Origin of the sequence: Variovorax sp. V118 (assembly GCF_041154445.1) — a bacterium.
Taxonomy (GTDB): Bacteria; Pseudomonadota; Gammaproteobacteria; order Burkholderiales; family Burkholderiaceae_C; genus Variovorax; species Variovorax boronicumulans.
Window position 1 is genome coordinate 1 of record NZ_AP028663.1, and the last position, 22,365, is coordinate 22,365.

20 protein-coding genes are annotated in these 22,365 nt (G+C 68.5%); 7 read left to right on the top strand and 13 right to left on the bottom strand.

Going from position 1 to position 22,365, the window contains the following annotated elements:
* The 3 genes from dnaA to gyrB all read left to right on the top strand — a co-directional run bounded on the left by dnaA (position 1) and on the right by gyrB (position 5,332).
* Entirely contained in the window at positions 1–1,380 is a 1,380-nt protein-coding gene (gene dnaA, locus ACAM52_RS00005; protein WP_062480418.1) for a chromosomal replication initiator protein DnaA, read from the top strand.
* Between the two features lie 89 nt (positions 1,381–1,469).
* Positions 1,470–2,576, top strand: a complete 1,107-nt coding sequence (dnaN, locus tag ACAM52_RS00010; RefSeq protein WP_056574900.1) for a DNA polymerase III subunit beta — start codon at positions 1,470–1,472, stop codon at positions 2,574–2,576.
* Positions 2,577–2,710: 134 nt separating this feature from the next.
* The gene (gyrB, locus tag ACAM52_RS00015; RefSeq protein ID WP_062480420.1) at positions 2,711–5,332 is read left to right on the top strand and encodes a DNA topoisomerase (ATP-hydrolyzing) subunit B; all 2,622 of its coding nucleotides are present in this window, start codon (positions 2,711–2,713) and stop codon (positions 5,330–5,332) included.
* Positions 5,333–5,416: 84 nt separating this feature from the next.
* Here the strand turns inward: gyrB and ACAM52_RS00020 are convergent, their stop codons facing one another.
* Positions 5,417–6,580: an ABC transporter substrate-binding protein gene (locus ACAM52_RS00020; RefSeq protein ID WP_369645723.1), complete on the bottom strand. Its 1,164-nt coding sequence runs from the start codon at positions 6,578–6,580 to the stop codon at positions 5,417–5,419.
* Positions 6,581–6,987: 407 nt separating this feature from the next.
* Between ACAM52_RS00020 and ACAM52_RS00025 the strand changes: the two genes are divergently transcribed.
* The 3 genes from ACAM52_RS00025 (at position 6,988) to ACAM52_RS00035 (ending at position 9,518) form a co-directional block, all read left to right on the top strand.
* Positions 6,988–7,512, top strand: a complete 525-nt coding sequence (locus ACAM52_RS00025; RefSeq protein ID WP_369645724.1) for a hypothetical protein — start codon at positions 6,988–6,990, stop codon at positions 7,510–7,512.
* A 112-nt stretch (positions 7,513–7,624) separates the two neighbouring features.
* On the top strand, positions 7,625–8,137 hold the full coding sequence (locus ACAM52_RS00030; RefSeq protein WP_139702960.1) for a hypothetical protein: 513 nt from the start codon (positions 7,625–7,627) through the stop codon (positions 8,135–8,137).
* A 184-nt stretch (positions 8,138–8,321) separates the two neighbouring features.
* Positions 8,322–9,518: a metallophosphoesterase gene (locus ACAM52_RS00035; protein ID WP_369645725.1), complete on the top strand. Its 1,197-nt coding sequence runs from the start codon at positions 8,322–8,324 to the stop codon at positions 9,516–9,518.
* A gap of 12 nt (positions 9,519–9,530) precedes the next feature.
* Here ACAM52_RS00035 and ACAM52_RS00040 read toward each other — a convergent pair whose 3' ends face one another.
* The 4 genes from ACAM52_RS00040 to ACAM52_RS00055 form a co-directional block, all read right to left on the bottom strand.
* Positions 9,531–10,031, bottom strand: coding sequence for a polyhydroxyalkanoate granule-associated phasin (locus ACAM52_RS00040; protein WP_159279085.1), 501 nt, complete (start codon positions 10,029–10,031; stop codon positions 9,531–9,533).
* A 117-nt stretch (positions 10,032–10,148) separates the two neighbouring features.
* Positions 10,149–11,126 (bottom strand): lysylphosphatidylglycerol synthase domain-containing protein, encoded by a 978-nt coding sequence (locus ACAM52_RS00045; RefSeq protein WP_369645726.1) that lies wholly within the window; start codon positions 11,124–11,126, stop codon positions 10,149–10,151.
* Positions 11,123–12,400, bottom strand: a complete 1,278-nt coding sequence (clsB, locus tag ACAM52_RS00050) for a cardiolipin synthase ClsB (RefSeq protein WP_369645727.1) — start codon at positions 12,398–12,400, stop codon at positions 11,123–11,125. Before clsB ends, ACAM52_RS00045 begins: the two co-directional genes overlap by 4 nt.
* A 14-nt stretch (positions 12,401–12,414) precedes the next feature.
* A complete protein-coding gene (locus ACAM52_RS00055) occupies positions 12,415–13,212 on the bottom strand; it encodes an endonuclease/exonuclease/phosphatase family protein (protein WP_369630746.1) in 798 nt (265 codons plus the stop codon).
* A 210-nt stretch (positions 13,213–13,422) separates the two neighbouring features.
* Between ACAM52_RS00055 and ACAM52_RS00060 the strand changes: the two genes are divergently transcribed.
* Positions 13,423–13,797 (top strand): serine/threonine protein kinase, encoded by a 375-nt coding sequence (locus tag ACAM52_RS00060; RefSeq protein ID WP_240531255.1) that lies wholly within the window; start codon positions 13,423–13,425, stop codon positions 13,795–13,797.
* A gap of 109 nt (positions 13,798–13,906) precedes the next feature.
* On the opposite strand, the gene ACAM52_RS00065 is transcribed toward ACAM52_RS00060, so the two are convergent.
* The 8 genes from ACAM52_RS00065 to ACAM52_RS00100 all read right to left on the bottom strand — a co-directional run bounded on the left by ACAM52_RS00065 (position 13,907) and on the right by ACAM52_RS00100 (position 22,354).
* Positions 13,907–14,485: a Spy/CpxP family protein refolding chaperone gene (locus ACAM52_RS00065; protein ID WP_369645728.1), complete on the bottom strand. Its 579-nt coding sequence runs from the start codon at positions 14,483–14,485 to the stop codon at positions 13,907–13,909.
* Positions 14,486–14,634: 149 nt separating this feature from the next.
* Complete coding sequence (locus tag ACAM52_RS00070) at positions 14,635–15,708, bottom strand: flavodoxin family protein (protein WP_369645729.1); 1,074 nt, start codon at positions 15,706–15,708, stop codon at positions 14,635–14,637.
* Positions 15,709–15,785: 77 nt separating this feature from the next.
* On the bottom strand, positions 15,786–16,679 hold the full coding sequence (locus tag ACAM52_RS00075; RefSeq protein ID WP_139702965.1) for a pirin family protein: 894 nt from the start codon (positions 16,677–16,679) through the stop codon (positions 15,786–15,788).
* Positions 16,680–16,750: 71 nt separating this feature from the next.
* Positions 16,751–17,515 carry a GNAT family N-acetyltransferase gene (locus tag ACAM52_RS00080; protein WP_369645730.1) on the bottom strand — a complete coding sequence of 255 codons (765 nt, stop codon included), beginning with the start codon at positions 17,513–17,515 and terminating at the stop codon, positions 16,751–16,753.
* Positions 17,512–18,780 carry a biosynthetic peptidoglycan transglycosylase gene (locus tag ACAM52_RS00085; protein ID WP_062480444.1) on the bottom strand — a complete coding sequence of 423 codons (1,269 nt, stop codon included), beginning with the start codon at positions 18,778–18,780 and terminating at the stop codon, positions 17,512–17,514. Before ACAM52_RS00085 ends, ACAM52_RS00080 begins: the two co-directional genes overlap by 4 nt.
* 13 nt (positions 18,781–18,793) lie before the next feature.
* On the bottom strand, positions 18,794–19,363 hold the full coding sequence (locus tag ACAM52_RS00090; protein ID WP_369645731.1) for a hypothetical protein: 570 nt from the start codon (positions 19,361–19,363) through the stop codon (positions 18,794–18,796).
* Positions 19,344–20,276, bottom strand: a complete 933-nt coding sequence (xrtQ, locus tag ACAM52_RS00095; protein WP_369645732.1) for an exosortase Q — start codon at positions 20,274–20,276, stop codon at positions 19,344–19,346. Before xrtQ ends, ACAM52_RS00090 begins: the two co-directional genes overlap by 20 nt.
* A 17-nt stretch (positions 20,277–20,293) precedes the next feature.
* Entirely contained in the window at positions 20,294–22,354 is a 2,061-nt protein-coding gene (locus tag ACAM52_RS00100; protein WP_369645733.1) for a VIT domain-containing protein, read from the bottom strand.
* Positions 22,355–22,365: the final 11 nt, after the last annotated feature.

A 22,365-nucleotide genomic window follows, 5' to 3' on the forward strand; every position in this document is an offset into this window, starting at 1 on the left:
ATGTCGACTGACGGCATCGGCGAAAGCCTGTGGCAGGCCTGCGTCGACCAGCTCGCGCAGGAGCTGTCCGAGCAGCAGTTCAACACCTGGATCAAGCCCCTCACCGCGCAGGTCGCCGACGACCTTTCGCGCATGACGGTGTTCGTCGCCAACCGCTTCAAGCTCGACTGGATCCGTGCCCAGTACGCGGGCAAGATCGCGGCCATGGCCGAGAAGATGTACGGCCAGCCGGTCACCATCGAGTTAGCGCTCGCTCCGCGAGAAACCCCCGTCCGCGTTGCGCCCATGGCCATCATGGCCGAAACGGATGTGCCGCGCGACGTGGCCGGCCCGGGCGAGGAACCGGCCGCCGCCGGCTTCAAGAACCGGCTCAATTCGGGGCTCACGTTCGACACCCTGGTCGAGGGCACGGCCAACCGCATGGCGCGCGCCGCGGCCATGCACGTGGCCGGCATGCCGGGGCACCTGTACAACCCGCTTTTCATCTACGGCGGCGTCGGCCTGGGCAAGACCCACCTGATGCACGCTGTGGGTAACCGGCTGCTGGCCGACCGGCCCGATTCCAAAGTTCTCTACATCCACGCCGAGCAGTTCGTGTCGGATGTGGTCAAGGCCTATCAGCGCAAGACTTTCGATGAGTTCAAGGAGCGCTACCACTCGCTCGATCTGCTGCTGATCGACGACGTGCAGTTCTTCGCCAACAAGGACCGCACGCAGGAAGAGTTCTTCAACGCCTTCGAGGCCCTGCTGGCCAAGAAGTCGCACATCGTGATGACCAGCGACACCTACCCCAAGGGGCTGGCCGACATCCACGAGCGGCTGGTGTCGCGCTTCGATTCGGGCCTCACGGTGGCGATCGAGCCGCCCGAGCTCGAAATGCGCGTGGCGATCCTGATCAACAAGGCCCGCGTCGAAGGCACCGAAATGCCCGAAGAAGTCGCCTTCTTCGTGGCCAAGAACGTGCGCTCCAACGTGCGCGAGCTCGAAGGCGCGCTGCGCAAGATCCTGGCGTACTCGCGTTTCAACCAGAAGGAGATCTCGATCGCCCTGGCGCGCGAGGCGCTGCGCGACCTGCTGTCGATCCAGAATCGGCAGATCTCGGTCGAAAATATCCAGAAGACGGTGGCCGACTACTACAAGATCAAGGTCGCCGACATGTACAGCAAGAAACGCCCGGCCAGCATTGCGCGGCCGCGGCAGATCGCGATGTACCTGGCCAAGGAGCTCACGCAGAAGAGCCTGCCGGAAATCGGCGAGCTGTTCGGCGGTCGCGACCACACGACGGTGCTCCACGCAGTGCGCAAGATTTCGGGCGAGCGCCAGCAGCTCACCGAACTCAACCAGCAGCTGCACGTCCTCGAACAGACCCTCAAAGGCTGAAGCCGAATGTCATCAAGAACGCCCCTCGCGACAGCGGAGAATGGCGTCCTGAAAGCTGATTCAAAGAGATAAGAGAAGAGGAAGAAGACATGATCGTTTTGAAGGCAACCCAAGACAAAGTTCTTGCCGCGCTGCAGTCGGTGGCCGGCATCGTGGAGCGGCGTCACACCCTGCCGATCCTGGCCAATGTGCTGATCCGCAAGACCGGCGGCCAGCTGCAGCTGACCACCAGCGACCTCGAGATCCAGATCCGCACCACCGCCGAACTCGGTGGCGACGAGGGCAACTTCACGACCACCATCGGCGCGCGCAAGCTGATCGACATCCTGCGCACCATGCCGGCCGACCAGACCGTGAGCCTCGAGTCGAGCGCGAGCAAGCTCGTGCTCAAGGGCGGCAAGAGCCGCTTCACGCTGCAGTCGCTGCCCGCCGAGGATTTCCCGCTGGTGCAGGAAGCCGCCAATTTCGGCCCCGTGTTCAGCGTGCCGCAAAAGACGCTGAAAGACCTGCTCTCGCAGGTCTCGTTCGCGATGGCCGTGCACGACATCCGCTACTACCTGAACGGCATCCTGTTCGTGGCCGAAGGCAAGCAGCTGAGCCTGGTGGCCACCGACGGCCACCGCCTGGCGTTCTCCTCGGCCATGCTCGACGTCGAAGTGCCGCGCCAGGAAGTGATCCTGCCGCGCAAGACCGTGCTCGAAATGCAGCGCCTGCTGTCGGACGCCGAAGGCGCCATCGAGATGCAGTTTGCGAACAACCAGGCCAAGTTCAGCTTCGGCGGCATGGAGTTCGTCACCAAGCTGGTCGAGGGCAAGTTCCCCGACTACAACCGCGTGATTCCCAAGAACCACAAGAACACCGTCACGCTCGGCCGTGCACCGCTCCTGGCCAGCCTGCAGCGCACCGCCATCCTGACCAGCGAGAAGTTCAAGGGCGTGCGCCTGAACATCGAGCCGGGCACGCTGCGCATCGCGTCGAACAACGCCGAGCAGGAAGAAGCCCAGGACGAGCTCGACATCGACTACGGCGGCGACAGCATCGAGATCGGCTTCAACGTCACCTACCTGATCGACGCGCTGTCGAACATGGACCAGGACATGGTCAAGCTGGACCTGGCCGACTCCAACAGCTCGGCCTTGTTAACCATCCCCGAGAACGCATCTTTCAAGTACGTCGTGATGCCGATGCGCATCTAGACCCTGGAAAACACAGCGCCTTGCGCACACGACCCGCGGCCCCCCGCGGGTTTGCGCTTTCAAGAGGCGGCGAATTGAGCTTTTGAGAGCCCGAAAAATCACGGGAAACCCGTGAGAGACAGAGGAATATCCGAATGAGTGCAGAAGAGAACAAGCCCGACGTGCCGCACACCGAGCCGGTCTATACCCCCGAAATCCAGATCGTGGCGCCCGAAGGCGTCCCCGCCGACTCCAGCTACGGCGAAGGTGCGATCACGATCCTCGAAGGTCTGGAAGCCGTGCGCAAGCGCCCGGGCATGTACATCGGCGACACCTCCGACGGCACGGGCCTGCACCACCTCGTGTTCGAAGTGGTGGACAACTCCATCGACGAAGCGCTCGCGGGCCATTGCGACGACATCGTCGTGACCATCCACTCCGACAACTCGATCTCCGTCACCGACAACGGCCGCGGCATTCCCACGGGCGTGAAGATGGACGACAAGCACGAGCCCAAGCGCTCGGCCGCTGAAATCGCGCTCACCGAACTGCACGCCGGCGGCAAGTTCAACCAGAACAGCTACAAGGTCTCGGGCGGCCTGCACGGCGTGGGCGTCTCGTGCGTGAACGCGCTGAGCGTGAAGCTGCGCCTCATCGTGCGCCGCGAAGGCAAGATCCACGAGCTCGAATTCAGCCGCGGCTTCGTGCAGAACCGCCTGCTCGAAACCGTGAACGGCTTCGAGGTCTCGCCCATGAAGGTCATCGGCGACACCGACAAGCGCGGCACCGAAGTGCACTTCCTGCCCGACACTGAAATCTTCAAGGAAAACAACGATTTCCACTACGAAATCCTGAGCAAGCGCCTGCGCGAGCTGAGCTTCCTGAACAACGGCGTGCGCATCCGCCTGCTCGACGAGCGCACCGGCAAGGAAGACGACTTCTCGGGCGCCGGCGGCGTGCGCGGCTTCGTGGAGTTCATCAACAAGGGCAAGACCGTCCTGCACCCGAACTCGTTCTACGCGGCGGGCGAGAAGCCGGCCGACACCTACGGCGGCATCCCCGGCACGCACATCGGCGTCGAAGTGGCGATGCAGTGGAACAGCGGCTACAACGAGCAGGTCCTCTGCTTCACCAACAACATCCCCCAGCGTGACGGCGGCACCCACCTCACGGGCCTGCGCGCCGCGATGACCCGCGTCATCAACAAGTACATCGAAGAAAACGAATTCGCGAAAAAGGCGAAGGTCGAAGTCACCGGCGACGACATGCGCGAAGGCCTGTGCTGCGTGCTGAGCGTGAAGGTGCCCGAGCCCAAGTTCTCGAGCCAGACCAAGGACAAGCTGGTGTCCAGCGAAGTGCGCGCGCCGGTGGAAGACATCGTTGGTCGCCTGCTGACCGACTACCTGCAGGAGCGCCCGAACGACGCCAAGATCATCTGCGGCAAGATCGTCGAGGCCGCCCGTGCCCGCGAAGCCGCGCGCAAGGCCCGCGAAATGACGCGTCGCAAGGGCGTGCTCGACGGCATGGGCCTGCCCGGCAAGCTGGCCGACTGCCAGGAAAAGGACCCCGCCCTGTGCGAGGTCTACCTGGTGGAGGGTGACTCCGCCGGCGGTTCCGCCAAGCAGGGCCGCGACCGGAAGTTCCAGGCCATCCTGCCGCTGCGCGGCAAGATCCTGAACGTCGAGAAGGCACGCTACGAGAAGCTGCTGACCAGCAACGAAATCCTGACGATGATCACCGCGCTGGGCACCGGCATCGGCCGCGCCGGCGCGACCACCGCGGGCGGCGGCGCGGACGACTTCAACGTCGCCAAGCTGCGCTACCACCGCATCATCATCATGACCGACGCCGACGTCGACGGCGCCCACATCCGCACGCTGCTGCTCACCTTCTTCTACCGCCAGATGCCCGAGCTGGTCGAGCGCGGCCACATCTACATCGCACAGCCGCCGCTGTACAAGGTGAAGGTCGGCAAGGAAGAGCAGTACCTGAAGGACGGCCCCGCGCTGGACGCCTTCCTGCTCAAGGTCGCACTGAAAGACGCGAGCATCGAGACCGGCGGCGCCGCCTCGACCACGCTGTCGGGCGACACCCTGGCCGAGCTGGCGCGCAAGCACCAGGTGGCCGAGGCCGTGATTGCGCGCCTGCGCAACTTCATGGACGCCGAAGCCCTGCGCGCCATCGCCGACGGCGTGGCGCTCGACCTCGACACGCCGGCCGCCGCCGAGGCCTCGGCCGTCGCGCTGCAGGCCAAGCTGCGCGAACTCAACACGACCGGCGTGCCGGCCGAGGTGAGCAGCGAGTTCGACGCCCGCACCGACAAGCCGCTGCTGCGCATCAGCCGCCGCCACCACGGCAACATCAAGTCCAGCGTGATCTCGCAGGACTTCGTGCACGGCGCCGACTACGACGCGCTGGCGCAGGCCGCCAACACCTTCCGCGGCCTGCTGAGCGCCGAAGGCGCGCTGGTCAAGCGCGGCGAGGGCGAACGCGGCAAGGAAGAGAAGGTCGACGACTTCCGCCAGGCCATGAAGTGGCTGATCGGTGAAGCCGAACGCGCCACCTCGCGCCAGCGCTACAAGGGCCTGGGCGAGATGAACCCCGAGCAGCTGTGGGAAACCACCATGGACCCGACCGTGCGCCGCCTGCTGCGCGTGCAGATCGACGACGCGATCGAAGCCGACCGCGTGTTCACGATGCTGATGGGCGACGAGGTGGAACCGCGCCGCGAGTTCATCGAGCAGAACGCGCTGCGCGCGGCGAACATCGACGTCTGATCGATCGATCGATGGCGCGACACCGGTGGTGTCGCGCTGTTCACCAAGGGGGCGCCTGCAAGCGCCCCTTTTTTTTGATTCCTCTTACTGCTTGCGCTGCACGAACAGGTTGCGCTTGGCGTCCTCCGGGTACGCGAAGCTGATCTGCCCGTTGCGCACCACGCCCATCACCAGCATGTTGGGCGACAGCGCATCCTTGTCGTTTTCCGAGAACGACTTGTCGTAGGTCGTGACCACGCCGTAGTAGGGCCGCTTGGGCTGCTCGAGCGCGGCCTTGATGAACGGGCCTTCGAGCTTGCCGCTGGGCACGTTGAACATCGCGTGGGCCAGCAGGTAGGTGGCGTCGTAGGCCTGCGCGGCGGCCATCGGCACCGGGATGCGCTTCGTGTTGAATTTCCGCGCGTAGTTGGAGAGAAACGACGAGCGGCGCTCGTTGCTCGGCTCGGCGATGAAGCTCTGCGCCATCAGCGCGCCTTCGGACGCCTCCCGGGCGCCCTCGATGAAGGACGGGAAGGACAGCGTCCAGGCGCCAACCTGCGGCACCTTCCAGCCGATGGCCTGCCGGCTGCGCGCGATCACGGCGTTCTCGGGGCCCACGGTGTAGCTGAAGATGACGTCCGCGCCGGCCGCCTTGGCCTCCGACAGCTCTTTCGTCAGGTCTTTCACGCCGAGCGGAAAGCGGCCCACGTAGACGGGCTTGAGGTGCTTGGCCGCCAGCGCCTTCTCGACATCCTTGGCGCCCGCCTCGCCATAGCCGGTGCTGTCGTGCAGCACGGCGACCCGTTTCCAGCCGCGCGCCAGCAGGTCGTCGACCACGAAAGGGGCCTGGATGCTGTCCTTGGGCGAGGTGCGAAATACATAGCTCGTGGCCGGCGGATAGGTCGAAGTCAGCGGCGAGCCGGTCGCGCAAGGCACGATCAGCGGCAATTTCGCGTCATTGAAAACGGCCAATGAATTCATCGCCACGCCGGTATTGCAGAAGCCGATGGTGGCGACCACTTTTTCATTGACGAGGGCCTGGGATTGCGAGCGGCCGGTGTCCGGATTGGCCTGGTCGTCCTTGATGACCAGTTCGAGCGAGCGGCCCAGATACCCGCCCACGGCATTGATTTCGTCGACGGCCATCTTCACGCCGTTGAGCATGGGCAGGCCGAAATCGGCCGACGGCCCGGTGAAAGGGCCGATGACGCCGATGCGGATCGGCACCGGCTGCTCTGCGCTTGCCTGGGCGGCCAGTCCCAAACCCATCAGCAAAAAAATGAATCGGCGATTTGGATGAAGCATTTGGTTTGCGCGCTTTGAAAGGAAGCGCCGAGCCTAATTTCTTTGCGCGCCCTCCAATAGCTAGGGAATGCCCAGTCAATTGCGCACCAATTCCGTCTTTTGTTGCCAATTCAGCACAGGCCGCGGGCTGGCGACGGACCGAAACGCGCTCGCTCGCAGCGCGTCCGCGAGCCCCGTCTCAGGGTTTCCGATGAAAGACACCCGAAAAGTGGAACTGACGCCCGTCACACGGGCGTCACCAGCTATGAAAACAATAGCATTCACCTGCGCAACGCAGAAGCTTCCTCGTAAACGCTATATCTAGCCCGACTCTTGCTAAGCAAAATTCCTGACGGATTTCCTGTCACGCAAGATCGAGGACACACAGAGCAATGAACCCCAAGCGTTTCCAACAGCCCGTGGCTGCACTGGTTCTGGGCGCCGCATCGGTCGCCGCGGCCTTCCTCGTGGCCGTGTCGCCGGCCCATGCGTTCTCGAACCCGCCGATCCAGGTCGCGCAGGGCATCGAATACATGTGCGGCGGTGCCGCCAAGGGCGAAGCCGCCTTCATGGAAATGGTGGCGCCGCGCTGGGCCGCCGCCATCGACTTGCGCGTGAATGACGGCAAGGGCGCGCAGCAGGCCGGCTTCCCGGCCAAGGCCTCGATCCAGGTGCGCCAGAAGTACACAGGCCAGACGGTGATGCAAGTGCAGACCCAGGCGCCTTACATGCTCGCGCGGCTCGAACCGGGCGCCTACGACGTCGACGTGACGCTGGGCGGGCTCACGCTCACGCAGCAACTGGTCGTGATCGCCGGCATTCCGGCGCGCGCCTCGTTCGTCTGGCCGTCGAACTTCGACATGGCCTCGGTCGCGCCACCGTTGCCCCAGGCGCTGGCACAAACCGCCGCGCGCTGACCCGACGCGGGCCGCTGCGGCCCGCGCGCAGTTAAGTCTTCCTTAAGTCGTGCCCGGCACAGTGCTTTCCTGCGTGGCCTGTCGCCACCACCGCCCGGAAAGGAAGGCTCCGATGTCTCTCACCACCAATCCCCTGTTTCTGTTCTCGCACGCCCGGCCCGTGGCTGCGGCGGCCGGCGCCGCCTTGCTGGTGCTGCTCGGCGGCGCGCTCTCGGCGCAGCCGGCCCAGGCCGCGATGAACCCGCCGATCCACATGGCGCACGGCGTCGAGTACATGAGCGGCGGCATCGGCCAGGACGAGGCACAGCTGATGGAAACTGTGTCGCCGCGCTGGCCCGCGAGCTTCGAATTCGCGATCAAGGACGGCCGCCGCGCCGATTTCGCGGCCGGCGTGCACGTCACCGTGCGCGACAGCCACGGCACCGCGCTGCTCGACAACGTGGTCTCGGGCGGCCCGTTCATGGTGGCGCGGCTCGAGCCGGGTCGCTACGAAGTGGAGGCTCGCATCGGCGGCCAGACGCTGAAGCAAACGCTGCTGGTGTCGCCCGGTGCGCCGGCCAAGGCGCTCTTCGAATGGCCGGCGGGCACCGACATGGCGTCGGCCGGCACGCGCACGGTGCGGTAGGCGCGGCGGCGCCGCGCCGCGGCCGCCACCGAAACGTCACGCCCGAGGCGCCCCAACGCCCGCTATCCGGTTGCCCTGCGCTATAGAAAAAATAGCGACCCAGGCAGCTTTCGACGCCTTGAATGCGCGGCATGCGCCTTGCAGATGACGTGTCCCGGGCAATGCCCGCGTCCCCCCAGTCCTCATGCCGATCCGTCCCCTGAGCGTCCTGACCGCGCTGCTGCACGTCTACATCGCGCTGCGCCTGCTGCCTGCGCTGGCGTCGCTCACGCCTGCGTGGCCGCTGGCGCTCGTGCTGCTGGCGGTGTCGGCGGTCACGATGCCGCTGCCCTTCGTGTCGCGCAGCCACCGCGCCGACCGCAAGGCGAAGCCTGCGGGCGAGACGCTGCACTGGATCGGCCTGATCAGCATGGGCTGGTTCTCCTCGCTGTTCGTGCTCACGCTGGTGCGCGACCTCGGCCTGCTGCTGGCCTGGCTGGCCAGTTCGCTCGGCGGCCTGCAAGTGCCCTGGGACCGGGTAACGCCCTGGAGCGCGCTGGCGGTGCTGGCGCTGGCCACGGGCGTGTCGCTGGTCGGCTTCGTCAACGCGCGCCGCACGGCCGGCGTGAAGCAGGTCGACGTGCCGATTCGCGGCCTGCCCGCGGCGCTGGCCGGCTTCACGATCGCCCAGCTCAGCGACATCCACGTGGGCCCGACGATCCGCAACGGCTACATCCAGCGCATCGTCGACGCGGTGAACCGGCTCGGCGCCGACGCCATCGCGATCACCGGCGACCTGGTCGACGGCAGCGTGCCCGAGCTGCGCGAGCACATCGCGCCGCTGGCGGGGCTGCGCGCGCGCCACGGCACCTTCGTGGTCACGGGCAACCACGAGTACTACGCGGGCGCGCACGCCTGGATCGACGAGCTGCGCCGCCTCGGCCTGAAGGTGCTGCTGAACGAGCACGTGGTGCTGCAGACGCGCAACGTGCGCGGCGCGCAGACCGACGAAGAGCTGTTCGAAAGCGCGCTGGTGCTGGCCGGCGTGACCGACTTCACCGCCGGCCATTTCGATGCCGCGCACGCGAGCGATCCGCACCTGGCGCTGTACGACGCGCCGCCGCTGGTCCACACCCGCGTGCTGCTGGCGCACCAGCCGCGCAGCGCGCCGGTGGCGGCCGCGGCTGGCTACCAGCTGCAGCTGTCGGGCCACACGCACGGCGGCCAGTTCTTCCCGTGGAACCTGTTCGTGCCGATGCAGCAGCCGTTCACGGCCGGCCTGCACCGGCTGCACGACATGTGGATCTACGTGAGCCGGGGCACCGGCTACTGGGGGCCGCCGAAGCGTTTCGGCGCGCCGTCGGAAATCACGCTGGTGACGCTGGTCCCGGCGCAACCCTGAAACGCAGCGGCTTCAGGCCTGCAGTTCGGCCAGCAACCGCCGTGCGTTCGACGTGGCGGCGGTGTGGATCGGCTTCAGGCCTTCGCGCGCAATGCGCGCCGCCACGCCCGTGAACTGACCCATCGTGCTGGCGCCGCGCGCGGTGGCCTGCACGAGCGCGTCGCCGTGCGTGGCCGCCTGCGCCGGTGTGAAGCTGCCGGCCAGCGAGAAGAGCGCCGTGGCGCCCTGCAGCCACTGTTGCCATGCGCGCTGGGCCAGCGAGGCCTGGCTGCTGTGCCATTGCCGGGCCATCGCCAGGCCCGACTCGCTCGCCGCGGCGAGCTTTTCGTGGCCCATCAACTGGAACTCCGCGAGGTCGGCAGCGCTGGGCGTGAGCCCGGCCTTGGCGATGCGCTCGGTGCGCATGCGGATCACCGTGCCGGACGACAGCAGGGTCTCGTGGGTCTTGAGGGCCAGGTCGACCCATTGCATCAGCGGGCTGGCCACGCGGGCGGTGGTACTGAAGGACGACATGGGAAAAGGGCACGTAGGGGAACAGAGGGCCACTATAGGCCTGCAAAGTGAAAATTGTTGCAGCGCAACAATTCCTGACCGTCATTTCACCGATCGATTGCTTTCTGCGGGCAATATTTAACGTTTGTTGTAGTTGTTGCCGGCATCTGCGCGCAAGCGCCGTGCACGCGCCTCGGTGACGAGGTAGGCGACCAGCGCCACGGCCAGCGGCAGCAGGTAGTACAGCGCGCGGTAAGCCAGCAGCGCCCCCAGCAGCCGGGTGCTGGGCACCTCGTGCGCCAGCAGCGCGACGAACACGGCCTCCAGCACGCCGAGCCCCGCCGGCACGTGCGTGACCACACCTGCCACCGCGGCGACCAGCAGCACCGCGAGCACCTGCGGATACCCGACCTCGCCCTGCAGCAGCACCCAGATCACGCCGCCGATGAGCGACCAGTTGACGCACGACATCGCCAGCTGCAGCAAGGCCATCGGCAAGCTCGGCGTGCGCAGCGCATGGCCGCGCACACGCCAGACGTGGCCATCGGAGAACGCGCACAGCGCCAGGTAGGCGAGCGACACCATGAGCAGCACCGCGCCGAGCATGCGCAGGCCGCCGCCGTCGATCTTCCAGTCGGGCGGCAGCGCCATCGGCCAGAAGCAGAACGCCGCACCCGCCACCACGAGGTAGCCGAGCCAGTTGGTCAGCATGCTGAAGCCCAGCACGCGCGTGATGGTCTCGTTGCCCAGCCCCAGGCGCGAATACAGCCGGTAGCGGAAGGCCACGCCGCCCACCAGCGAGCCGAAGTTGAGGTTGAAGGCGTAGCTGATGAAGGTCACGCCGATGACGGTGCCCGCGCCGAGCCGGTGCTTCCTGAGGTGGCGCCCGAGCAGGTCGTAGGTGCTGTAGAGCCCGAAGCTGGCGGCGGCCAGCGCGCCGGCCGCGAGCAGCGTGGCGCCCGGCAATGCGCGCAGCGCGGCGAACACCTCGGCCCAGTCGATGGTGCGCGCCTGCTTCAGCAACAGCCAGGCGATGGCGCCGAAGAAGGCCCAGATCGCCACGCGCCGCGCCCACGGCCACCAGGGCCGGTGCGTGAGGGCGAGGGAAGCGCTCATGCCGTCTCCGTGCGCGCCGTGCCCTCGTCGCCGCGCTTCTTCTGCTGCGCCATGAGATCGGTCGCCTCGGCCGGCGTCAGGCGCGGCGCGTGGCGCGGCAGGCGGTTGAGCCACGACGGGTACCAGCGCAAGAAGTGAAAGACGAAGAAGCTGCGCACCAGCCGCCAGCCGCTCCATTCGCTGGCCAGGTCGTGCGTGCCGATCTGCTTGCAGCTGTGCTGCATGAGATGGTCCATGCGCTCCCACAGCACCTTGTTGAACGCGGTGTCGCGCACCACCACGTTGGCCTCCAGGTTGAGCGACAGGCTCAGCGGGTCGAGGTTGCTCGAGCCCACGGTGCTCCAGCGGTCGTCCATGAGCGCGACCTTGCCGTGCAGCGGGCGGTCGCAGTACTCGTAGATGCGCACGCCCGCATGCAGCAGGTGGTGGTACAGCATGCCGGCGGCCGTCTTCACGATGGGCATGTCGGGCTCGCCCTGCAGGATGAGGCGCACATCGACGCCCCGGCGTGCCGCGCGCCGCAGCTCCTTGATGAGCCGGTAGCCCGGAAAGAAGTACGCGTTGGCGATCACGATGCGCTCGCGCGCAGCGCGGATCGCGGCGCGGTAGTGGCGCTCGATGTCGTTGGTGTGGCGGCGGTTGTCGCGCGTGACGAAGATCGCGTCGGCCTCGCCCGCCGCGGCCTGCAGCTGCGACGCGGGCGGTGCCTGCTTCAGCCTTCGCCGGAACCAGCCCACGCCCTTGCCGCCGACCGCGATGGCGCGCAGCACGAACTGGTGGATCTCGGCCACGATCGGCCCCGCCAATTCGACCGCGTAGTCCTGCTTGGCCTTGGGACCGAAGTCGAGCAGGTGGTCCTCGGAGTAGTTGATGCCGCCCACGAAGGCACGCTCGCCGTCGACCACCACGATCTTGCGGTGCATGCGGCGGAACACGTTGAGCCGCTGGCCCAGGAAGCGCTGGCCCGGGTCGAACACGCGCACCTTGACGCCGGCCGTGGCCAGGCTTTCGAGGTACTCGTGAGAGAGGTCGGGCGAGCCAAATCCGTCGATCATCAGGTCGACCTTCACGCCGCGCTGCGCCGCCGCGCGCATGGCCGCATGCAGCGCCAGGCCCACCTTGTCCTCGAACAGGATGAAGGTCTCGATGATCACTTCGCGCCGCGCCGCGCCAATCGCCTCGAACACGCGCGGAAAGAATTCCTCGCCGTTCTCCAGCAGGTCGATGCGATTGCCGCCGGTCCAGTGGCCGGCGCGCTCGGTGGTGTCGCGCATGGGGGCCTCGCTGCTCACAGGTCGATGTCCGCCACCAGCGGGGCATGGTCCGACAGATGCGACCAGGGCCGGCGCGGCAGCACCACGGGCGCGTGCGCGCCCGCGTTGCGCACGTAGATGCGGTCCAGCGGCAGCAGCGGCAGGCGCGCCGGAAAGGTGCGCGCGGCGCGGCCGTGAGCATGCACGAACACTTCGCGCAGCGACGCGCCTTCGGCCAGCACGTCGTGCGCGCGGGCGCGCCAGTCGTTGAAGTCGCCCGCCACGATCAGCGGCGCATCGGCCGGTACTTCGTCGCGCACGATGTGGCACAGCAGCTCCAGCTGCTGCTGGCGGTGCGTCTCGGCCAGCCCGAGGTGCGCGCAGATCGCATGCACGTCGACCGTGCGCCCGGGCAGGCGCAGCACGCAGTGCAGCAGGCCGCGCTTCTCGGGGCCGCTCACCGACACGTCGTGGTTGCGGAAATGCACGATCGGAAACTTCGACAACACGGCGTTGCCGTGGTGCCCCTTCGGATACACCGCGTTGCGCCCGTAGGCGAACTGCGGCCACATGGTGTCGGCTAGGAATTCGTAGTGCGGCGCCTCGGGCCAGTTGTTCACGGTGCGCGAATGGCGCGCGTGCGTGCCCATCACCTCCTGCAGGAACACCACGTCGGCGCCCACCGTGCGCACCGCGTCGCGCAGCTCCGGAAGGATGAAGCGGCGGTTCAGCGCCGTGAAGCCCTTGTGGGTGTTCACGGTCATGACCTTGAGCGAGGCCGGTGCGGCGGCGACAGCGGCCTCGGGCAGCGGGGAAGTGATGGGGGAGGACATCGGTGTTCCCGTTGTACGTGGCCGCGCCCGCGCCGACTGTAGGAACGCGCCACCTTCTTCGCGTGCCTTTCACGCAAGGGCGGCGGGCTCCTACAGGCAGGCCTGCCGCACCCCCACACAGCGCCCGAAACGAGGCTCCTACGGTGGTTTCAAAGCCGATGCCGACGCGCTCGTGCTTTGTGCCTTTTTCCATCTGCAAAGGAGCTTTCCATGATGACCACCCTGCAACGCCTGACGATCCCCACCGCGCTGCTCGCCGCCCTGCTGGGCGCGGGCGTCGCCCAGGCCCAGAAACCGGCGCCCGTCGAACCGATGGCGGGCGACAGCTCGATGCCCGTCTCGCGCGAAGCCGTGAAGGCCGAGGCCCGCGCGCAGAACCGCAACAACGCCAACAGCGTGGTACCCAAGGGCGAGGCCAGCACCACCGTGAACCACCAGCCCAACGCGATGCCGTCGCCCACCGGCGAGCGTTCGCGCGCCGAGGTGCGCGCCGAGACGCAGCACGTGAAGCCGCGCTTCGGCCAGCCGGGTGAACGCCCGGCGGTGCCGACCAACCCGACCGAGAAGACGGGCACGCCGCAGTAACGTTGACTGCGCGCGCCCACGAAAAAGCCCGCGATGCTTCACGCATCGCGGGCTTTTTTCCTGCCCTTTCCTGGAGGCCGGCTCCCTTCAGCCGGCCACCTGGTCAGCCTCAGCTCTTGGCAGGGGCTGCACCGTGGTGGCCTTCATGCCCACCGCGATGGAAGCGATGGCCGTGGCCCGCGAACTTCGCGGTCTCGGCATCGAAGGTCTTCTGCTGCTCGGGCGTCAGCGCGGCGTAGAAGGTCTTGGTCGCTTCGGCGCGCTTGGCGAACCGGGCGCTGCGCTCGGCCTGGCGGGCCTGCATGTGCTCCAGGCGCTGCGGCGTGGTCAGCTTGGCGAACTCGGCGCGGTCCATGCGCTGCGGGCGGGCGGCACCGGCCGGCGGCTGGCTGGCCTCGGTGAAGCTGCTCCACGCGCCTTCCTGGGCGCTGGTGAGCTTGAGCTTGTCCTTCAGCGCGGCCAGGCGCTTGGCACGGTGCTCCTTCATGCGCTCCATGCGCTGGGCCGGGTCCATGCGCTTGTGCTGCGCCTTGGGTGCGGCGGTGGCATCGGCGGGGGCCGTGGCGGCCGTGGGCGCGGCGCTCGACGGCGCGGTGGCGGCCGGCGCCTGAGCGAAGGCACCCGAAGAGGCGAGGGCGGCCGAACCCAGCAGGCTGGCCCAGACGATGCGTTGGCGAAGAGAGATCATGAGAGTCGCTTCCTTTCGAAGAAGTCCGCCACCAAAGGGCAGCGGGTGAGACGAAGTGTGGAGCGCCTCTGTAACGCGTCCGTGAGCCGAACGTGAGCGTGCGTAAAGAAGCATGAACCGCAGCGCGGTGCTGCGGCCTGCAGCGTGACTTATTTGGGCCGGGGCGCCTTCAAGCCGCGGTAGGGCACCTGCAGCTTGCCGGCGCGCAGCGCGGCCACCGCGAGCACCACGGCGCGCGCGACGTTGCGCACCTCTTCCTGCACGTCGGCATCGGCGTCCAGTGCCTCGTGGCTGGTGGCGTAGGGCGCGTAGTAGCCGATGTAGCGATCGAGCCGCGCCTGCGCGCCGGCATCGACCAGGCCCATCCAGTCGAGCCAGTCCATGAGGTTGCGGCGCAGGCCTTCGGGGCCGGCCACGTCGCCGTGCACCACCACGCCGTAGACGCGGCCTTCCAGGTGCTTCGGGTAGCCCCAGCCTTCGAGCTCCAGGGCCTTGGCCTCGTCGGGCTTCTTGCCGTGCGTGCTGGTGGGGTCGGGGTTGCCGCCGTCGGCGCACACGAGGCGGTCGATCATGAGCTTCAGCGGGCTCGCGGCCTGGTACCAGTGCGTGGGCGTGAGCACGATCACGCCGTGCGCGGCCACCCAGCGTTCGTAGATCTCGTTCATCCAGTCGCCGGTCTGGCGCAGCGCGTGGTTGGGGTAGCAGCTGCAGGGCCAGTGGCACAGCGGCATCGCGGTGGAGACGCAGCCCTTGCACGGGTGGATGTGGCGGCCGTAGTCCGACGTGAGCCGGCTCAGGTCGAGCACGTCGACCTCGATGCCGCCGCCTTCGAGCACCTCACGCGCGCACCGCGTGAGGCGCCAGGTCTTGGAGATTTCGCCGGGGCAGGTGCCGTCGTTGCGCGGCGAGCCGTTGACCAGTAGCACGCGCGAGCGCGTCTCGGGCCGGCCCCAGGCGTCCTGCGCCGCGTCGATGCGCGCGCGGGCGTCGAGCCAGTCGACCGAGAGCTCGTAGTCGGGATCTGCATAGCCGGGCCCGGCGCGGCGCGTGACGGGCGCCTTGCGGCCTTCGTCGTAGGCTTGCCAGGCGATGTCTTCCAGGCGACGCAGCGCCTCGGTCTCGGCCCGGAACGCCGGGTCGTGGAAGCTCTGCATGAAGCGGTCGTGGAACTCGGCGCGCTGCAGCATCGGCGGCGCCTGTCCCTTGCGTATCGTGGGAGGCATGACCGCAATCTAGGCGGCGCAGCGGCCGGCGCGAACCGAACGTTGCGCCGACTTGCGGTAGGCGAGCGACTACAGGCTCAGCCCAGCTTGCCGTTCTGGAAGTCGTGCACCGCCTGCTTGATCTGCTCGGGCGTGTTCATCACGAAGGGCCCGTACTGCGCGATGGGCTCGTTCAGCGGACGGCCCGCGATGAGCAGCGCGCGCGCCGGGCTGTGGTTGCTGGCGCCGGCGCGCAACACCGTGCCGTCGCTGCCGGGGTCGTTCGCCAGGATGGCCATGCGCCGCGTCGGCACCTCGCTGCCCGCGATCCACAGCGATTCGCGGAACACGTAGACCAGCGCGTTGTGGTCGGGCGGCAGCGGCTGCGCGAACTCGGCGCCGGGCGGCAGCGTGATGTCCAGGTACAGCGGTTGGGTGTGCGCGCGCTGCTCCGCGCCCACGACGCCGTGGCTGGTGCCGGCGATCACGCGCACGTGCGCGCCGCTGGCGGTGGTGAACTCGGGAATCTCGCTGCTGCGGATGTCGCGGTACCAGGGCTCGCGCATCTTGTCTTTCGCGGGCAGGTTGAGCCAGAGTTGAAAGCCTTCCATCAGGCCTTCTTCCTGCTCGGGCAGCTCGCTGTGCACGAGGCCGCGGCCGGCCGTCATCCATTGCACGCCGCCGTTCTCGAGCAGGCCTTCGTGGCCCGCGCTGTCGCGGTGGCGCATGCGCCCGGCGATCATGTAGGTGACCGTCTCGAAGCCCCGGTGCGGGTGGTTCGGAAAGCCGCCGATGTAGTCGCCCGGGTTGTCGCTGCCGAAGGCATCGAGCATCAGGTAGGGGTCGAGCCGCTTCTGCAGCGGCTGCTGCAGCACGCGGGTGAGTTTGACGCCGTCGCCGTCACTGGTGGAAACACCGGCCACGATGTGGTCGATGCCGCGCGGGGTGGCGACGGGATCGGTGGGGTGGTGGTGGGCATGGACGTTCGTCATGCCGCCCATGGTGGCACCAAAGGCCCGACCGCGCCACCGGTGGGGGTGCCCGCCGGCCGGAGCCGTTCAGCTCAGCGCGGCCACTGCTGGCGCTGCCAGTAGCAGTACTGCCAGCGCGTCTCGAAGCCCGCGCGGCGGTACAGCGCCAGCGCCGGCTGGTTCTGCGCGTCGACCTGCAGGAACACCCGCTCGACGCCGCGCGCCAGCGCCGCCTGCGCCAAGCCCGCCAGCACGCGCCCGGCCAGGCCGCGCCCGCGCTGCGAGGGGGCGGTGCGCATGCCGTGCACGCTGGCCCAGCCGTGGCCGAAGGCCATGGCGCCGGCCGCCACGGTGGCGCCGTTTTCGCGCACGCTGGCAAAGAGCGAGCCCGTGGCGCGCGACAGCGAACGCACGCGGTGCACGCCGTCGACCGGGTCGAAGCCTTCGCCCAGGAACAGCGCGGCCCAGTCCGGATCGGGCGTCGCGTCGACATCGGCCAGCCGCGCGTCCGCCGCGACGAGGTCGCGCATGCGCCGCGCCGAGCCGGTCTGCACGCAGGTCGGGCTGTCGGCCATGTAGTGCCGGCGCGCGAGTTCGGCGCGCAGCGTGTCGAAGCAGGCGGCGTCGGCCAGCCGCAGCGCGGGCGCGACCTGGCGGCTGTCGCAGCGGTCTTCGATGCGGTCGAGCGTGGCGGCTTCCACCGGGTCGCGGTGCAGCGGCACGGCCGAGCGGGCGCGCTTGACGGTGCCGCGGTCGAAGGGCAGCAGCCAGCCGTCGAGTTCCTCGCAGGCCTCGGGTGCGACCGCCGCGACGGTGGCGCGCTCGATGGCTTCGATGTCGTGAGGGCCAATGCTCATTGCACGGCTTCCGGTGGCGCGTATTTGGCTGCGGCCACGCTCTTGAGCAGCGCCTCGCGCTGGTTGCGGCTGATGCCGCGCACGCTCTCGGCCACCCACTTGGTGCGGTCGGGATCGATCTGGCCGTCGCGCCGCCATTGCTCGAGCACGGCCTGCGGCTTGTGCAGCATGGCCGCGAGCCAGACCGCCTGCGCCGGTTCGAGCGTGCGTGCGCTGCGCTTGAAATAGCGCCGCGCCGCGGCCTCGCCGCCGCAGAGGTTGCCGCCCCACGGGGCGTTGTCGAGGTACAGCTGCAGGATGCGGGCCTTGCCCAGCGTCTGCTCCATCTCGACCGCGTAGAGCAGCTCGCGCAGCTTGCGCTCGGCCGTGCGGTCGCTGCCGGTGACCAGCAGCTTGGCCAGCTGCTGCGTGAGCGTGCTACCGCCGCGCCGGGTCTGGCCGGGCTTCTGGTTGTGGTCGATCGAGGCGAGGATCTCGGTCAGGTCGTAGCCGGCGTGGCTGAAGAAGCGCTGGTCTTCCGCCGCGATGACGGCGCGTGCCAGCCAGCTGTCGTTGGCCAGCTTGGCCGACGGGCCGCAGCTGGTGCGCGCGCCCAGCATGGCCTCGGTGCCCAGCCCTTCGACCGTGAACTGGCCGATGGTCGGCTGCACCGCGAAGGTGGCGTCGGGCAGCAGCAGCTGCGCCTGCACCGCCAGCGTGCCCCCAATGCGGGCGCGCTGCAACTCGGGCAGCGCCGGCACCAGCACGGCGTACCAGCGGGCGATGGGCGCGTCCTGCACGCGGACGTCCAGCTGCAGGTTCTTCGGCGCGAGGCGGCCGGTCCAGGTGCCCTGCAACAGGGCGTTGCTGTCGGCCGCCTGGGGCGTGGCCTCGAAGGTGCCGGCCAGCGTGTTGCCGTCGCGCCGCACGGTGGCCACCAGCCGCTCGACCTTGATGGGCTGCGTGCCGAGCGCAGGCACGTCGGCGCTGCACGGCGCGCAGCGCATCTGCTGCTGGCCGGTTTTCTCGTCCCAAGTGAAATGCACGGTGCCGAAGCGGGTGTCCAGCGCGTGGCCGTTCAGCCGCGGCGCGAACCAGGACGAGGTCGCCAGGCGCACCGCGGTGGGCACGCCGATCTCGAACGAGAGCGGGCCGGCCTTCACCGTGGTGCTCCATTCGCCCGCCGCCGGCGCAAGGGCGATCTTGGCGATCAGGAAGATGGCCACCAGGGCGGTCAGGACGAGGGCCAGCAGCCCGAAAAGCACGAATCGCAGGGTCTTCTTCACAAACACGTTCTCATCACATCGGTCTTGCCACGGTGACAGCTTGCCACGGACCGTGCGACTGGCCGCTGGCCGCCGCCCAGTACCAAGCCGAAGTGTCGGTGAAAGCCGTGCCTTGGGCGTCGACGATGCGCTCGCAGACGCGGAAATTTGCCGTACCGTGCCGTTGCGCCACAAAACAGCGCCACATCCGCGCTTGCGCGTCGCGTTCCAGCCGCGCCTGCTCGATGCGGTAGCCCAGCGCGCGGTAGCAGTCGGCGGCCGGATGCAGCATGCGCGTGGGCCGGTTCACGGCGCGCATCACCAGCGTCTGCTGGCCGTCGGTCATGCGGCCGATGGCGCCCGGGAAGCGATCGGCAAAGCGCTGCTCGACCTCGCTCAGCGCCAGCGGGCGCAGCGGCACGCCGTCCCACTGGCTGGGCCATTCGTGGGAGCCCACGGCGTCGGCTTCTTCGGCCGGCGCGCGCAGCGCCGCCGCGGCCGACCAGAGCACGCACAGCAGCATCGCCAGCGCGAAGGCGCTCTTGTGGCCCACGCGGTTGATGAAATAGTTGGCGAACCAGCGCTCAACGAACGGTATCGACACGGCGGCCTCCTTCGGCAGTGATCAGGCCCGGCAGCGGGCGGTCGAGTTCGATGCGCGGTGCGGCGCGCGCCGGCACCATCAGGCGCGCGATGGCGCCGCACACCACGGCCAGCAGCACCAGCCCCAGCGCGTTGTGCGCCCACGGCGCGAGCGCGTGGCCGGCGCCTTCGAAGGCGATCAGCACGCTGTTGCGCACGATGTTGCCGGCCAGCACCAGCAGGCCGACCGCCGGCAGGCGGCGCAGGAAGGCGCGGTCGCCGCGCCGTGCCCACAGCGCGACCGCGCAGGCCGTGAAGTAGCCCAGCCACACCATCTGCACGCCCGAGCAGGGCGCGTCGACGATCACCAGGCGGCCGTCGACCATCAGCGTCGCGCCTTCGCGCGCCACCTCGAAGCCCGGCGCGAGCAGCCAGCGGCTGGCCTCGGCCGTCACCACGCGCAGCGGGTAGCCGGCGTAGAACTGCAGCGACGACAGCAGCGGCAGCGCCAGCACCGACAGCCCGGCCACCGGTAGCGCCGCCACGCTGCGCGGCAAAAAGGCCAGCAGCCCGGCCGCGAGCGAGAGCACCGCCACCAGCCCCGAGGCCAGCGGCGGCAGCGCGGGCAGGCCGCCCCCGCCCGTGCGCAGCAGCGTGGCGAGCACGGTGCCCAGGCCGGCCAGCGCCAGCCACCCCAGGCGCGGCGAGGCGCGCAGCTCGCGCCGGCACTGCCAGGCGAGCGCGGCCAAGGCGACCAGCGCCACGAGCCCCAGCGGATCGTCGGAACCGTCCTGCAGGCGGCGCGCCATCCAGGCCCAGGTGGGCGCGAGCGCGGCGCACTGCAGCGCGAGCCAGCCGAAGGCCGGCGTGCGGTCGATGCGGATGGCCCAGTCCACGACGCGCGGATGGTGGTGGGCCAGGGTTGCCAGAGACATGGTCGTGCGTCCCGTGTTCAAGCAGTAAAGCGGCGCGGGTCGTTGCGGCGCGCGCGGCGGCGCAGCATGGCCAGCATCGACAGCACGATGGCGATCGCGCCCAGCGTTTCCGGCTCCGGCGTGCTCGGCACCTCGGCGCCCAGCGCCAGGTCGCTCACGCCCTGCGGCATCGGCAGCGGCTGGTTCACGTCCACGCTGTTCTGCGGCGCGACGTTGCGCACCACCTTGTCCACCGCGATGAAGCTGGTGTACTGCGTGAGCAGGCTGTACTTCAGGCCCAGCTCGGTGATGCGGTCCTTGAAGGCGGCGCTGCCTTCGAGCGCTTCCTGGTCGCTCAGGCTCTGGATGCGGTGGCGCGCCCACAGCGTGCGCAGCGCGGCGGTGTCCTGGCGCGTCTGCGGCGTGATGCGCACTTCCTCGCGGTACGGACCGGTGGCGGCCTGGCCTTCGATGATCACGCGGCCCTTGGCCTCGCCGCGCCACTTGCCGAACACGATCACGGGGCGCTCGCCCAGCACGTCGGGCAGCGCCTGCGGCTCCACGTCGTACACGTCCAGGCCGCCGAAGGTGGCCTTCACGTTCGTCAGCACGGGCGACTCCACCATGCGGCGAAAACGCGCGGCCTGCTCGGGTGCCTGCACCGGGTCGGTGATGATGAAGGGCTCGCCCATGCCGGCGCGTGCGATGCCTTCCATGAGGCTGCGGTTCACCGACGAGCCGATGCCGAAGGCGAACACGTTGGCCTTCGACAGGTTGTTGCGCACCAGCTCGAAGGCTTCGCGCTCGACCGTCACGTAGCCGTCGGTCACCACCACCACGGTGCGCGACACGTTCGCGGCCTTGGGCTCGGCGTACACGCGCTTGAGCGCCGGGATCAGCTCGGTGCTGCCGCTGCCGCTGTAGTTCTTGATGGTGGCGAGCGCCTGCTCGATGTTGGCGCGCGTGGCCGGCACCGACTGCGGCGACAGCATCTTGTTGCTGCCCGAGAACAGCAGCACGTTGAAGGTGTCGCTGGGGCGCAGGCCGCCGATCAGACGTTCGAGCACGGTCTTGGCCGTGTCCAGCGGAAAGCCGTGCATCGAGCCCGAGATGTCGACCACGAAGATGTAGTCGCGCGGCGAGATGGCGCTGGCGGTCACGGCCTTGGGCGGCTCGACCATGGCGAGGAAGAAGTTCTCGGCGTTCTCTCCCTGGCCCTTGTAGAGCATGAGGCCCGATTCGATCTTTTCACCCGCCAGGCGGTAGTCGAGCACGAAGTCGCGGTTGTCGGCGGGGCGGCCGTCGGCGCTCAGCGTGATGTCGGCGTGCTGGTCTTCGTCGCGCTTCTTCACGTCGATGGTGTGCGTGGCGGAGCGGATTTCCTTCAGGCCCATCGGCGTGTCGATGCTCGCGGTGAGCTTGAAGCTGGTGCTGGGTGCCACGCCGGCGCGCAGCGTGGGCTGCGCCGGCCATGCGGCCTTGGCGTTCTCAGACTGCGGCGAGTTGTAGCGCGGCCCGACCACGGTCGGGAACACGAACTGGTAGTTGCCCGACTGCGGCACCAGCAGCTCGGTGTAGCGCAGCTCGACCTTCACGTCGTCGCCGGGCAGGATGTTGGCGACGTTCATCTGGAACACGTTGGGCAGGTGCTGCTCGAGCAGCGCGGCGGTCTTGCCTTCCTTCTTGGCGGTGTCGTATTCGATCCTGGCCTGCTGCTTCTCGCGGATCTGCGCTGTGATGAGCCGGTCGGCCAGGCGCACGTTGAGGCCGCTCACGGCCGCCTTGGTGGAACCGGGGAACACGTACTTCGCCTCGATGGCGCGCTGGCCTTCGTTGCGGTAGGTCTGCGTGACCGTGACATCGGCGATCACGCCCGAAATCTTGACCGAGACCTCGGTGCCCTTCAGCGGCAGGCGGTCGACCGAGGGGTCATCGCTCTTGACGAAGAAATACGGGCTCTCGGTCTTCAGGCGCGGACCGGCGGGCGCTTCCTGCGCGTGGACCGGGCGGGCGCCCATGGCGATGAAACCCACGGTCGCCAGGCTCACGGTGGCGAGCCAGAGCCAACGGCCGGGGCGTGGGGTGGTGGGGGTGTCCATGGCGGGTGTCC